Raw genomic sequence first — 14,472 nt, forward strand, 5'->3', positions numbered from 1 at the left:
ATGACGTTATTCAACCGTACCCCATCTCGTGAACTACAAGAGCATCTTTGGGTGTTTCCAATGGATTACCCAATTAAACTCATTGGTGACGCGGGTGATGAACTGCGTATTGCTGTGGTTGAAATTTTAGTGAAGCACTTCCCTGAGTTTGATGCACAAAGCATCAGCATTACCCCATCACGCACAGGCAAGTATCATTCAATTACAGCACAATTGCGTTTTGAAGAATTGGAACAAGTGCATGCCATTTATGCAGATTTGGCAGCTTGCCCACTGATTAAAACTGCATTGTAATTTTGTAGATTGATTTTCAAATAACACGCTTTCGGGCGTGTTTTTTGTTTCTGCGCTGCCAAAATCTTATTCAATCCACAAATCCCCTACAGCCGCCACATTTTCGTATAATAAAATCAATTTCTTGCTTTTATGGATAGGACTGCATCACTGTGGATACTGCACAACGGCCAAACCTGATTATTCGTCAATATCATGACCTGACTGACTATCAAGCTCGCTTTCAGGAAATGAAAGACTGGACTGAACAACGTGATGCAGACAGCCCTGACCAACTCTGGATTTTGCAACATCCGAATGTACTGACCCAAGGGCAAGCAGGCAAAGCCGAACATATTTTAATGGCGACAGATATTCCTGTGGTACAGACTGATCGTGGTGGTCAAGTCACATGGCATGGCCCAGGCCAATTGGTCGCCTACTTCATGTTTGACCTGAACCGTTTAGGCTGGAATGTCCGTACTTTGGTATCTTATGCTGAAAACTTGATGATTGAGCTGCTTAAAAAATACGGCATTGAAGCCTATGCCAAAGCCGATGCACCGGGGGTATATGTCAATGAACGGAAAATTGGCTCACTTGGTTTTAAAATTCGTAAAGGCCGTAGTTATCATGGTTTAGCCCTCAATATTGATTGTGACTTGACTGGTTTTCAAAGTATCAACCCTTGCGGCTATGCAGGTTTGGAAATGGTACGTGTGATGGATTTAGTCAATGACTATCCACATTTTGAAAACTTCTGCGCAGATATCATTGAAACTTTACAAAACAGCGGTTACTTTAATGACGTTCAAGTCATTCACGTATAAATGGCTTTCTTTTCAATAAGAAATAAAATAGAGTATTTACTCTAAATAATGATTTATAACACAGGGATTCAGCGCGTGATTTCAACTAAATCTGTGAAACCCGCTTTGCAACTGGCCTATGTCAAACTCATGATGGATGTGATTGGCAGAGGTTTAGTCATGGCAAGTCAGGTCGATGAAGAAATTAAACAGGAAGTTGCAAAATTCCCCAGCAACTTTGTGTTGTCTATGAAAGTTTTTCCGAATGGTCCAGCCTTTGTTGCCAAAGTCACTGCAGATCATCAATTAGAACTGTTACAGAATACGGCACAAAAACCCGATTTAACCATTACCTTCAAACACTTAAATCATGCATTTTTAGTGTTTTCATTTCAGGAAAGTACCGCACAGGCCTTTGCGCATGACCGCATGATTGCTGATGGTGATGTGTCTTATGCAATTCGCTTGGTACGTTGCCTGAATAAAATGGAAGCACTGATCTTGCCTAAATTACTGGCAGAACTGGCGGTAAAACAATATCCGACTGAACTCAGCTTAAAAGAAAAACTATCAGGTGCAGCCAATATCTATCTAAAAGTTGCCCAATCTTATTTCAAACGGAGTGCATAACATGGCGAAGCCTTATTACGAATTTTTTTGCCCAGTCAAAGTCATTGCAGGTCATGCAGCGCTTGAACATATTCCGTTTGAATTGGCGACACTCGGTTCGCAGCGTCCAATGATCATTACCGACAAAGGTGTGCGTTCCAACAATTTGCTTGCACCGATTGAAGCGGCTTTTGAATCTACCGATGCCGTGATTGGCTATGTTTTTGATGATGTCCCGCAAGATTCAAGTGTGGCAACAGTGCGTCGTGCGGCACAGTTGTACCGTGAAAATAACTGTGATGCCATTATCGCGGTGGGTGGCGGTTCAGTCATTGACACTTCTAAAGCCACCAATATTTTAGTCAGCGAGGGCGGTGATGACTTATTGCAATATTCAGGTGCGCATAACTTACCACGCCCACTGAAACCTTTTTTTGTGATTCCAACCACATCTGGAACAGGTTCAGAAGTGACTATGGTTGCGGTGGTATCCGACACAGAAAAGAACGTCAAAATGCCATTTGCATCGTATTACTTAATGCCACATGCAGCCATTTTAGACCCGCGTATGACGCAAACTTTGCCACCACATTTAACAGCAATGACGGCTATGGATGCCATGACGCACGCCATTGAGGCTTATAGTTGCATGGCAGCCAACCCAATTTCTGATGCTTATGCCACTGCAGCAATTAAAAAAATCAGCAATAACCTGTTCAATGTATTAGACAACCCAAGCGATGAACAAGGCCGTTTGGAATTGGCACAAGCATCTACTATGGCGGGCATTGCATTTTCAAATTCCATGGTTGGTTTAGTGCATTCCCTAGGTCATGCGTTGGGTGCTGTGGCACATTTGCCACATGGACTGTGCATGAATTTATTCTTGCCATACGTGTTGGAATACAACAAAGACGTCAATGCCGATAAAATTGCCGAGCTGCTATTACCGTTGGCAGGCGCAGACGTCTATGCGCAAACCCCTGCACATTTACGTGCCGATAAAACCATTGCGACACTCTTAGCTATTCGTGACCGCTTATATGCACTGACCAAATTGCCACGCACTTTACAAGAAACTGGTAAAGTCAGCGAAGCACAATTAGATGAAGTCGCTGAAAAAGCCCTGAACGATGGTTCGATTATTTACAACCCGAAAGAAGCCAATTTAGAAGAACTCAAAGCTATCTTAAAAAAGGCTTGGTAATTCCTACAAAATAGGCGAACATAGCCGAAAATCTAGCCTGATGTTTTTCTAAACATCGGGCTTTTCATTGGTAGACTGCTGCGTCTGATGTTTTTTCATCAATATGGCGTTTTTTCTGCTAAAAAAGAAAGCAAAGATACTGACAAGGCGCGTCATTATGGAGTAGATTGGCGCGTTTTTACTTTTTATGTAGGGGGGATTGTTCGTCTCAAACAATCCTGAACAAACATGACTGATCCTTGATCAACGATTAAGAGGATAACGCCGTTGACAAATATCTCTGGGACTCAATCGGCAGCTAAACTGCAAAAAACGCTAGGACTCTGGCACATTATTATTATTGGTTTAGCCTACATTCAACCGATGACGTTATTCGACACTTTCGGCTTAGTATCGGAAGAAAGTCATTTTCACGTACCCACATCTTATATTTTTGCACTGGTTGCCATTCTTTTAACTTCTTTAAGTTATGGTCATATGATTCGTCGTTATCCTTCTTCTGGGTCGGCGTATACCTATGCACAAAAATCGATTCACCCCAACGTTGGTTTTATGGTGGGTTGGTCATCTTGGCTAGATTATTTACTCTCGCCAATGGTCAACATCATCTTGGCGGTGATTTATCTGGAAGCCTTATTCCCTGATGTGAATCACTGGATTTGGGTAGTGGTACTCACGGCATTTATGACGGGTGTCAACTTGCGTGGTGCGCGTTTTGTCGCCAACTTTAACAGTATGATCGTTTTGGTACAGTTGGTGGTCATTGGCGTATTTACATGGATGATGTACACCAAACTTCAGGCAGGTTTCAATGCCGATGGTCCAATCACTGCCGAGCAACGCTATCAGTTATGGAGCTTAGAACCTTTCTGGAATGAACTGACTTCGGTAGGCGCATTGATTACAGGTGCAACCCTACTCTGCTTTTCATTTACAGGTTTTGACTCACTCAGCTCGCTTGCAGAAGAAACCAAAGACACTGAAAAAACCTTACCGAAGGCAATGTTCTTAACTGCGCTGATTGCGGGTGTGATTTTTATTGTCAGCACCTATTTCATGCAGATTTTCTTCCCGAATGAACCAGGCAGCTACTTTAAAAATATTGCTGAAACACAGCCAGAAATTCTGCTCTTGGTCGGCGGCTCGTTGTTCCAGTCATATGTGCTTGCCTTTGCTATTGTAACGGTAATGGCATCGGGTATTTCGGCTCATGCGGGCGTATCGCGTTTAATGTACGTGATGGGTCGTGATGGCGTGATCAACAAAAAAATCTTTGGTCATATCAGCCCACGTAGCTATACACCTTCATACAATATTTTAATTGTAGGTGCTGTGGCGTTAACTGCTGGTTTTATGAACTTGGATTTTGTCATTTCATTAATCAGTTTTGGTGCCCTCACCGCATTTAGCTTTGTGAATTTATCGGTGATTTCACGTTATGCGCTACGTGATGGTCGCACCAAAGGCTTTAAAGACCTTCTCAATTTTGTGATCGTACCGTTGTGCGGCTTTATTGCAGTCTTTGCTTTATGGCTCGAAGTCGATGAAACTTCATTGAAGTATGGCTTATGGTGGGCGATGTTTGGGGTTTTATACCTCGGTTATAAAACCAAAGGCTTTAAACACCCTGCTCCGCAGCACAATGAGTTTGATGATCGCTAAGACAAATAGCATCTCAACCTCTTAAGATCAGGCGCTTTATGCGCCTTTTCTTATGCCTCAAATGAGTTTCAGCTTTAAAGCAGCAAAATAGCGAAAATAAAAAAGCTGAGTACAATTTTGTCTCAGCTTTTTATCTATCAATTGTACGCATTGATGCTAAAGATCGCATTAAATTTGAAATGAATTGATGCTCAAATTAGAGCAATGCTTTAAAACCTTGCTGACGCCATGCCTCATACACAATCACAGCCGTTGCATTAGACAAGTTTAAACTGCGTGAGTTTTCTGCCATGGGTAAACGAATCCAGTGCTGCTGCGGAAACAACATGCGTACTGCTTCTGGCAAACCACGTGTTTCAGGCCCCATCAACAAGGCAACAGGTCGGTTTAAATCCGAAGTATGTGGTGTTTCTGTGCCTTTGGTGGTTAATGGATAAATCGCATCCAACCCCACGCCTTTGCTGTCTAAATTAGCCAAGCATTGCTCAAGATTGTCCCAAATTTGCATACGTGCCCATTCATGATAATCCAAACCTGCACGTTTCAGCTTTTTATCATCCAGCTCAAAACCCAATGGCTTAATCAAATGCAATTGCGCACCTGTATTGGCACACAAACGAATGATATTGCCTGTATTGGCTGGAATTTCAGGCTCATATAAAACAACGTGGATCACAAATTTTCTCTACTTTTCACAATCCCTCCTCAGCTCCCTTTAGAAAATGTGGGAACTCCCCTCTTTTTAAAAGAGGGGTTGGGGGAGATTCATTACCATTTCAACTGTTCACGTAAATTGACCACTTCACCAATAATGGTCAAGGTAGGTGCCTGAATGTGATGCTGTGCGACTTTACTGGCAATATCCGCCAACGTCCCCACCACCACTTTTTGTTCAGGTGTCGTGCCTTTAGAAATTAAGGCGACAGGCATATCCGCCCGTTGTCCATGTGCAATCAGTTTTTCACAAATGCTTTCTAAGCCAACCAAGCCCATATACAGCACCAAAGTTTGCTGTTCATACACCAATTCTGACCACGGCAATTCAGGCGAACCTTCTTTTAAATGTCCAGTAAGAAAACGCACACTTTGCGCATAATCTCGATGAGTCAGTGGAATACCTGCATAAGCCGAACAGCCCGAGGCTGCGGTGATGCCTGGTACGACCTGAAATGACACACCTGCTTCATACAATTCTTGAATTTCTTCACCGCCACGCCCAAAAATAAACGGATCGCCACCTTTTAAACGGCAAACTCGCTTACCTGCTTGTGCATATTTCACCAATAATGCATTGATGCCTTCTTGCGGTACAGCATGGTTAGAACGTGCTTTTCCGACATAGACTTTTTCGGCATCACGGCGACACAATTCTAAAATAGGTGCAGACACCAAACGATCATAAATCACCACATCGGCTTGCTGCATTAAACGCAAGGCTTTTAAGGTCAGTAACTCAGGATCACCTGGCCCTGCACCAACCAAATACACCTCGCCTTTCGGTGTTTGCCATTCCGCTAAAGCCTGTTGGATACTTTGGTTTGCAGCGTCAAGATTGTCGTTGAACACCTGTTCTTTAAGAGGACTGGCATATAGCTCCTCCCAAAAAATACGGCGCTCATCTGGATTTACAATTTTCTGTTTTACTGCGGCACGCCACTGACCTGAAAACTCTGCCAGTTTGCCCATACCATGCGGAATGGTACTTTCCAGTTGTGTACGAATTTGACGTGACAATACAGGCGATGTGCCATTACTCGCGACTGAAATCACCAAAGGCGAACGGTCAATGATGGCAGGCACCATAAAACGGCAATGTGGTGGATCATCAACACTATTGACCAGCACATTTTCGGCTTCGCAAGCTGCAAAAACTTGCTGATTGACCAAATTGTTATCCGTTGCAGCAATCACCAAACGATAGTGACGTAACGCAGTAGATGGACTAAAAACATCCTGTACATACTGCCCCTGACTTTGTTGCACCAGTTGCAATAAATTGACATCAATTTCAGGGGCAAGCACATCAACTTTTGCGCCCGCTTTAGCCAGTAACACCGCTTTGCGATAAGCAATATGCCCACCGCCCACAATCAGACAAGGTTGCTGCTGCAACTTTAACGAGATTGGAAAAATATCCACACTAAACCTCAATATTTAAATCTGATTGTAAGCAATTTCATCCTAAGTCGACCTGCACTCAACTTAGTCAATAAACTCTAAACCGCCCATGTACGGACGTAATACTGCAGGAATTTCAATCGAACCATCGGCACGTTGATAGTTTTCCATAACAGCCAATAAAGTACGTCCTACCGCCAAACCTGAACCGTTTAATGTATGCACAAATTCAGTTTTCTTTTGGTCGGCACGGTAGCGTGCTTTCATACGACGCGCTTGGAAATCCCCCATGTTTGAGCATGATGAAATTTCACGGTAAGTGTTTTGACTTGGCACCCAAACTTCTAAGTCATAGGTTTTGGTTGCGCCAAAGCCCATATCGCCACCACATAGAATAATTTTACGGTACGGTAAACCAAGTGCCTGCAAAATACCTTCTGCATGTCCAGTCAATTCTTCTAAAGCCTGCATTGAGGTTTCTGGTTTTACAATCTGCACCATTTCGACTTTATCAAATTGGTGTTGGCGGATTAAACCACGAGTATCGCGACCATAAGAACCTGCTTCGCTGCGGAAACAAGGGGTATGAGCGGCATATTTTAATGGCAAGCGTTCAGGATCAATGATTTCATCACGCACAAAGTTGGTTACTGGAACTTCGGCAGTTGGAATTAGATAGTGTTCTTTTTCACCTTGTAGCTTGAACAAATCTTCTTCAAATTTAGGCAGCTGACCAGTACCACGCAATGAATCTGCATTGACCAAATACGGTACATACGCTTCGGTATAACCATTTTGAACAGTATGCGTATCTAACATGAACTGTGTAATCGCACGTTGTAAACGCGCCAATGGCCCTTTCAGAACGCTAAAACGAGAACCTGTTAATTTGGTTGCAGTTTCAAATTCCAAACCACCCATCATTTCGCCAAGGTCGGTATGATCTTTAATTTCAAAATCAAACTGGCGTGGTGTGCCCCATTTCAATACTTCCACATTATCAGCTTCATCTTTACCTTCAGGCACAGACTCATCTGGCAAGTTTGGAATAGACAATGATTTAGCTTCTAACTCATCTTGTAACTCTGCCAAAGCCACTTCAGCGGCTTTGATTTCATCGCCAATAGCAGCCATGCGAGCCATAATTTCAGAAGCATCACCACCTGCTTTTTTAATCTGACCGACTTGTTTTGCGCCCGAATTACGCTCTGCCTGTAATGCTTCGGTTTTAGATTGCAATTCTTTACGACGTGCTTCAAGTGCTGCCCACTCTGCCACATCTAATTGCACACCACGTTTTGCCAAGGCTAAATTTACAGCCTCAATATTATTTCTGAGTAATTTCGGGTCAATCATAGCCAATCTTGGAATAAGAAAAAAACTGGCTATAGTGTAAGCGCTTCGGGTTAAAAAATACAGTAACCCGATTCACGGCTGCACCTTATTACAGCAATCTCTGCGTATTTTTGTGCAATTTTATTGGCTAGGATACTGCGGCAAACTTGGCAAATATTCAGACTTTATTAATTTTTCTGTCGCGTAGTAAGGCAGAATCAACTCAGGCATACCTTCTGCATAAGATGCCAATTCATACAACGGGTAGACAAAGACCAAACCATTGGCGCCATAATAAAAATTATCGCTCAGTTTAAACTTTTCACGGGAAATATCATGTTCATCTAGCCAGTTATAATTATGGTTAAATAATTCTTCTGTCATTTTGGCTTCCGTATTGGGCAGCATAATATCTTGCAACGCCAAACGCTTTTTCTGTTTTAAATCAAAAGTCACAAATTCTTGGTGATGAATACCATGTGCTGCACCCGCAGGGTAACTATAGCTTTGCAAACTAAACGTCGCTAAATTGGCATGTTGCCCGATATAACGCACATAGCTCGAACTCTGACTCAGTCGCATAGGATCGGTTTCTTCTACCTTTGGCGTTGCAGTTGATGCCGCAGCTTCAGAAAATGCAATTGGGTCTGCCTTTTGCAAACGCTGCATAAAATATTCATCAATCCACGCCACATTGGTTTTTACTGTCTGAATATCGTAAGCAGTACAGCCTTCTTCATCACAAATTTGCTGTTGTGGCAATTTAAGCGCCACCACTTTAGCTTGAATCACAGGAATCTCGGCTGTGACAGATGCAGGCGCAGCTTGCTCAGTTTCGGTTTTAGAAGTTGCCTCACTCTTTGGCTGACATGCAGTCAACAACAGAACCGAACTTAAAGCGACAGCACCCAAAAACACCTGTGATTTTAAATATTGCATTAAATTCCCCTTCTACCACGATTCATACAGTCCAATGATTAGAAATGCAAACCTGCACAAATCTTGCGATAAAATTGCTTCAATTGAATTAGTCAAGACTATAGATAACTCTCGCTGTTCAATCCTAGAGCAGTTGTGTAACGGAATAATCGGGGGATAAAGTTGCTTAAAATTAATGCTCATATTTTTGTATGATTATTTTTATTTTTTCATTATAAATCAAAATATTGATAACACATCATTAGTGCAAAATGATGATCTGTGATGACTCAGTCTATATCCTGCATACTGCAAAATGTGAATTATCCCAAGATTTATCCACAGAAATTGTGGATTTCTCGGGAAGAATATTCAAATAAATTTCCGCTATGCTGAAGCTGAAAACCTTCTCCCTGTGGGAGAAGGCTAGGATAAGGAATAACAAATTATGCTTTTAAAAGAATGTATGAAAACATTCAATTATTGATCAATAATGTCCGTGCCTTTTGGTGGAGTAAAATTAAAAGTTGAGGCTGGTATCGCCGCATTGACTTTTACATTATTAAAGCGCACATGCGTGGTTTGTCCCAATGAGTCCTGTAAAATCATTAAGGTTGGCGCGTTACGCGCACCAAAACTAATGGTTAAACTCTGAAATACGCCATCATCACTTTTTGGGTATAAGGTGTAATAAGTCTTTGACTTATTCGGCTGGGTCACACGATACGACTGCATGATTTGATTGGTATTGCCCGAAAGCAACAACGCAGGCGTATTTGCCACTTGATCATCTAGGCTTTGGCGTACAGCTTGTTGTAAGTCTGGGTCATAAATCCATACGGTTTTACCCGTAGTCACAATTGTTTGTTTGGCTGGACTGGTGGTTTCCCAAAAGAATTTACCTGGACGCTCAACTTTCATAACCCCTTTAAAATTCTGGTTCATGTGCTGTGCCGATAAACCACGGTTTGGCAAAGCCTTGCCATTGTTGCTAACTTTTGTGGTTTGCTCAAAATTGGCGGTAAAACTTTTAATACCATTCAATTGTTTAACAAGGTTTGCTGTCGCTTGTTGCTCCGATGCTGCCACTGGCGCAGCAAACACTGTAGTACTCATGATTGGCGCTAAAGTGGTTGCACCCAATGCCACAGCACACATCGTTTTACGAAGCATATTCATAGATTCACCTTTTTATATTTGCTCAATCGCAATGTTTTGGATGTCCCATCTTAAACCAATTTCTGGCGCTAATATGATAGAAAATAAGAAGTTTTGTATGCTTATTAATATAAAATGTAGAAATTTATCCATCATGATGAAGAACTAAAAGTTATCCTTTGACCCTAATTTTCCATCATACAAGCATAAAAAAACCCACAATCACTTGTGGGTTTTTTCACTATTTCAGCTTACGCTTCAACAGATACGTAGCGACGGCCAAATTGACCTTTCACTTCGAATTTTACTACGCCGTCAGCAGTAGCAAATAAAGTATGGTCACGGCCCATACCTACGTTTGCACCAGCGTGGAATTCTGTACCACGTTGACGAACGATGATGTTACCAGCAGTTACAGTTTGACCACCGTAAACTTTAACACCTAACATCTTAGGATTCGAATCACGACCGTTCTTAGTCGATCCACCGGCTTTTTTAGTTGCCATGTCTATTTACTCCTAGTGATTAGCCTGCAATACCAGTAATTTTCAACTCGGTAAACCATTGACGGTGACCTTGTTGCTTACGGTAGTGTTTACGACGACGCATTTTAACAATACGGATTTTGTCGTGACGACCATGACCAACCACTTCTGCAGTTACTTTAGCGCCAGCAACAACTGGAGCACCGATTTGAACGTTGTCACCGTTTACAACCATTAATACGTCATCAAACGTAATAGTTGCGCCAGTTTCAGCTTTCAATAATTCAACTTTAAGGGTTTCACCCTCAACAACACGGTGCTGTTTACCACCGCTTTGGATTACTGCGTACATAATGTACTCCAAACATGCCCGTGTCGTCGTGCCGATAAAGGGATATATCGATCTTAAAACGAACGCCACTGGGGGTTATTCAAGGGCAAAGATTTTAAGCGATATTCGCACAAACAACAAGCCATTTACGGCAATTATTGCACAACAAGGTTGATTATTTAATACCCAGCCGCGTAAATGACTTTCTGCAGCCTCATCCATATTCAATGGATCAATCAATACAGACAGATTGTGTTGGCGTAAACTGCTGTGCTTGTTAAAATCATGCCCAACTTGAGCAAATAACTGAATTTACCCACAAAGTTATTGACTTCGTTTTCTAGTAGAATTAACAATTACAGCATTTGGCAGGTGCCTAACTATTGCATTCATTGCGTTATTTTCGCAGACTTAAGCAGTTTTCTTGGCTGTAACATAAGTTACAACTGATTCAACTAAGTTGTCATTCAATATTATTGAGGTTTCTCTTCACATGACCATCGACTTTAAGCAAGACATTCTCGCCCCTGTTGCTTCTGATTTTGCCGCGATGGATACATTTATTAATGAAGGGATTACCTCTAAAGTCGCGTTAGTGATGGCGGTTAGTAAGCATGTGGTCGAAGCTGGCGGTAAGCGCATGCGTCCAATTATGTGCTTACTTGCTGCCAAAGCTTGTGGTGCAGAAGATTTAGAGCGTCAACGTAAACTGGCTGCAATTATTGAAATGCTGCATACCGCAACTTTGGTGCATGATGATGTGGTGGATGAGTCTGGTTTACGTCGTGGTCGACCTACTGCTAACGCCACTTGGAATAACCAAACAGCGGTTTTAGTCGGTGACTTTTTAATCTCCCGCGCCTTTGACTTATTGGTCGATTTAAACGATTTGGTATTGCTAAAAGACTTTTCTACAGGGACTTGTGAAATTGCCGAAGGTGAAGTTTTACAATTACAGGCACAGCATCAACCTGACACTACAGAACAAATTTATTTAGACATTATTCACGGCAAAACTTCACGTTTATTTGAACTTGCCACTGAAGGTGCAGCAATTTTAACAGGCACGCCACAGTACCGTGAGCCGTTGCGTTTATTTGCAGGACACTTTGGCAATGCCTTCCAAATTATTGATGATATTTTAGATTACACATCAGACGCTGAAACATTAGGTAAAAATATTGGCGATGATTTAATGGAAGGCAAACCAACTTTGCCTTTAATCTCTGCATTAAGAAATACCACTGGCGAACAACATCAAATTATTCGTCGCAGTATTGCGACAGGTGGTACTTCTGACCTCGATCAGGTTATTGCCATTGTGCAGTCCTCTGGCGCTCTCGATTATTGCCGCCAACGTGCCACAGAAGAAACAGAAGCCGCTATTGCCGCTTTAGAAGCACTGCCAGACTCGGAGTATCGTCAGGCCTTAAAGAATTTAGCCTTATTGGCTTTACATCGCATTCAATAATTTAAGCAGCTTATGCATATAAAACTCAACGATTTATTTAGAAAAATGCAAGAACAGCTGGATACACCAAAAGCTGTTCTGGATGAAAATCTGCTGATTGAACTGGTCAATCGTATCCGTCCAAGTGACACTCAAGATTTAGAAGAAACTCATCAAAAGTTTCAAGCTTTCTTACAAGCCTTGCTGCTGACACCCGATGCCAGCTCAACCTTGCAACATTTTGTTTTACGTCTAATCAATCAATACAAACAAACCAGTTTATATGCCGACACGGGAATTTTATCGCTCGATGGTTTTTGGAATCAGTTGTTTCAGCGTTTGGGCGCGCACTTTTTACCGCTGATTAATGATGAAAGCCAACTGCAAGATTTAGTCCGTCGAGTTTTTCCACTACGTAGTGATAAATACTGGCTCGACAATATTGAAGATACCGAATGGCAGCAATTATTTACTTTACTGAATCGCGGACATGGCGGACAAACACAAAAACGCCTGATTCGCAGTGAAATTATTAAAGCTCTAACAGTGCTGTCATATCGGGTCAGCGGCATTGGTTTATATCCTGAATTTATTAGTGCCTATCCTGAACTAAGTGAATATGATTCACCTTTTTTGGCACAAAACCGCGAAATCAACGAGTTTATTCAGCTTTATAAAGTTGCCGATCAACAACACGATCAAATCAGTGCCATTCAACCACCCGATGCCTCTCAAGCTTTGGTGATGATTGACCAATGTCATGATGTCAGCAGTAAAATTCGTCGTGCCACCAAACGAACTGGCGTCAGCATCAGTCTGACCTACTTATTGTCTTTACTTGAACAATGTTTAGAGCGGATTGAACTGTTGCTGAATTTAATCGTGGCGCAAGACAAAGTCCGTTATGTTTCGGCAGGACAATTACTGGTAGATGTAACTGCGGCATTGTATAGCGAACGCAGTGTACGCTCCTTGCTTGCAGAAAACAGTGAGTTAATTGCCTTACAAGTCACTGAAAATGCTAGTAAAACGGGTGAGCATTATGTAAGTACCGACAAAGACGGCTTTTGGGGCATGTATAAAGCTGCGGCAGGTGCAGGTGTTTTAATTGCCACGATGGCGACTTTAAAAACCCTCGCCTCGCGTTTAGTGCTCGCTCCGATGATGCAGGCCATCATCAACAGCATGATTTATTCATTTGGTTTTATGCTGATTCATGTCTTGCACTTTACTGTTGCCACCAAACAACCCGCAATGACTGCTGCAGCATTGGCTTCTACGGTACAGCATCGTAAAGGCTCTAAAATGGCACAAATTGCCGAACTTGCTGCCTTAATTATTAATATTATCCGCACGCAGTTCGTCGCCATTTTGGGCAATATCTCGATTGCCATTCCAGTCGCAGCCTTAATTGCTTTTAGTTGGGATGCCATGTTGCATGAACCGTTGATGTCACATGCCAAAGCATCCAATATGCTGCACGACTTGAATCCGTTTACTTCACTTGCCATTCCACATGCCGCCATTGCAGGGGTATTTTTATTTCTGTCTGGTTTGATTGCAGGTTATTTCGATAACATGGCCGTGTATCGTAAAGTCGGGCCACGCCTAAAAGCCCATCTGCATTTAAAAAAGCTACTCGGGCAAGAACGTCTCAATATATTTGCCAATTATATAGAACGAAACTTAGGGGCTTTGGCAGGTAATTTCCTGTTCGGGATTATGCTCGGCAGTACCGCCACACTGGGTTATATTTTGGGTTTACCGATTGATATTCGCCACATTGCCTTCGCTTCTGCCAACTTTATTCAGGGTTTAATGAATATTAATGGCTCACCTGAAATTGGCCTGATTATTGTGTCCTTTTTAGGCGTACTGCTAATTGGTTTAACCAACTTATTTGTCAGCTTTACTTTAACCATTATTGTGGCATTGCGTGCGCGTCGGGTACGTTTTGAACAGTGGAAACCTTTGGCAAAATTGGTGCTGACTCACTTCTTAACCCGTCCAAGTGATTTCTTTTGGCCACCGAAACAACCAATTACAGTGGATGACGATGCATCCTCAAATACTGAACGAAATGCTAAAATTTAGTGCACATTTACATTGCGCACAAA

14 protein-coding genes are annotated in these 14,472 nt (G+C 42.2%); 7 read left to right on the forward strand and 7 right to left on the reverse strand.

Annotated features, from left to right (window positions below; genetic code table 11):
* The 5 genes from FTT71_RS02530 (at position 1) to FTT71_RS02550 (ending at position 4,560) form a co-directional block, all read left to right on the forward strand.
* Complete coding sequence (locus FTT71_RS02530; protein WP_019837061.1) at positions 1 to 294, forward strand: YbeD family protein; 294 nt, start codon at positions 1 to 3, stop codon at positions 292 to 294.
* A 152-nt stretch (positions 295 to 446) separates the two neighbouring features.
* The gene (gene lipB, locus FTT71_RS02535) at positions 447 to 1,103 is read left to right on the forward strand and encodes a lipoyl(octanoyl) transferase LipB (RefSeq protein WP_004972253.1); all 657 of its coding nucleotides are present in this window, start codon (positions 447 to 449) and stop codon (positions 1,101 to 1,103) included.
* A 75-nt stretch (positions 1,104 to 1,178) separates the two neighbouring features.
* Positions 1,179 to 1,712 (forward strand): hypothetical protein, encoded by a 534-nt coding sequence (locus tag FTT71_RS02540; RefSeq protein ID WP_026438100.1) that lies wholly within the window; start codon positions 1,179 to 1,181, stop codon positions 1,710 to 1,712.
* A gap of 1 nt (position 1,713) precedes the next feature.
* Complete coding sequence (locus FTT71_RS02545; protein WP_104853139.1) at positions 1,714 to 2,898, forward strand: iron-containing alcohol dehydrogenase; 1,185 nt, start codon at positions 1,714 to 1,716, stop codon at positions 2,896 to 2,898.
* Between the two features lie 267 nt (positions 2,899 to 3,165).
* Complete coding sequence (locus FTT71_RS02550) at positions 3,166 to 4,560, forward strand: APC family permease (protein WP_004972258.1); 1,395 nt, start codon at positions 3,166 to 3,168, stop codon at positions 4,558 to 4,560.
* 196 nt (positions 4,561 to 4,756) lie between these two features.
* Here FTT71_RS02550 and FTT71_RS02555 read toward each other — a convergent pair whose 3' ends face one another.
* From FTT71_RS02555 to rplU, 7 genes are all read right to left on the reverse strand, one after another.
* Complete coding sequence (locus FTT71_RS02555; protein ID WP_136144597.1) at positions 4,757 to 5,236, reverse strand: tRNA (cytidine(34)-2'-O)-methyltransferase; 480 nt, start codon at positions 5,234 to 5,236, stop codon at positions 4,757 to 4,759.
* Positions 5,237 to 5,328: 92 nt separating this feature from the next.
* Positions 5,329 to 6,699 carry a siroheme synthase CysG gene (gene cysG / locus FTT71_RS02560; RefSeq protein ID WP_004972262.1) on the reverse strand — a complete coding sequence of 457 codons (1,371 nt, stop codon included), beginning with the start codon at positions 6,697 to 6,699 and terminating at the stop codon, positions 5,329 to 5,331.
* A gap of 63 nt (positions 6,700 to 6,762) precedes the next feature.
* Positions 6,763 to 8,034 carry a serine--tRNA ligase gene (gene serS / locus FTT71_RS02565; protein WP_179996285.1) on the reverse strand — a complete coding sequence of 424 codons (1,272 nt, stop codon included), beginning with the start codon at positions 8,032 to 8,034 and terminating at the stop codon, positions 6,763 to 6,765.
* A 120-nt stretch (positions 8,035 to 8,154) separates the two neighbouring features.
* Positions 8,155 to 8,952, reverse strand: a complete 798-nt coding sequence (locus tag FTT71_RS02570) for an RsiV family protein (RefSeq protein ID WP_131260689.1) — start codon at positions 8,950 to 8,952, stop codon at positions 8,155 to 8,157.
* A gap of 459 nt (positions 8,953 to 9,411) precedes the next feature.
* The gene (gene lolA / locus FTT71_RS02575; RefSeq protein ID WP_096902723.1) at positions 9,412 to 10,110 is read right to left on the reverse strand and encodes an outer membrane lipoprotein chaperone LolA; all 699 of its coding nucleotides are present in this window, start codon (positions 10,108 to 10,110) and stop codon (positions 9,412 to 9,414) included.
* Positions 10,111 to 10,340: 230 nt separating this feature from the next.
* Entirely contained in the window at positions 10,341 to 10,595 is a 255-nt protein-coding gene (gene rpmA, locus FTT71_RS02580) for a 50S ribosomal protein L27 (RefSeq protein ID WP_004760935.1), read from the reverse strand.
* A 19-nt stretch (positions 10,596 to 10,614) separates the two neighbouring features.
* Positions 10,615 to 10,926 carry a 50S ribosomal protein L21 gene (gene rplU / locus FTT71_RS02585; protein ID WP_004972275.1) on the reverse strand — a complete coding sequence of 104 codons (312 nt, stop codon included), beginning with the start codon at positions 10,924 to 10,926 and terminating at the stop codon, positions 10,615 to 10,617.
* Positions 10,927 to 11,398: 472 nt separating this feature from the next.
* Between rplU and sdsA the strand changes: the two genes are divergently transcribed.
* Together sdsA and FTT71_RS02595 are read left to right on the forward strand one after the other, a co-directional pair.
* Positions 11,399 to 12,376, forward strand: a complete 978-nt coding sequence (gene sdsA / locus FTT71_RS02590) for an All-trans-nonaprenyl-diphosphate synthase (RefSeq protein ID WP_104853134.1) — start codon at positions 11,399 to 11,401, stop codon at positions 12,374 to 12,376.
* A 12-nt stretch (positions 12,377 to 12,388) separates the two neighbouring features.
* Complete coding sequence (locus tag FTT71_RS02595; protein ID WP_167845837.1) at positions 12,389 to 14,449, forward strand: site-specific recombinase; 2,061 nt, start codon at positions 12,389 to 12,391, stop codon at positions 14,447 to 14,449.
* The last annotated feature ends 23 nt before the right edge of the window (positions 14,450 to 14,472 follow it).

This window comes from Acinetobacter sp. YH01004 (assembly GCF_013420455.1).
Taxonomy (GTDB): domain Bacteria; phylum Pseudomonadota; class Gammaproteobacteria; order Pseudomonadales; family Moraxellaceae; genus Acinetobacter; species Acinetobacter towneri.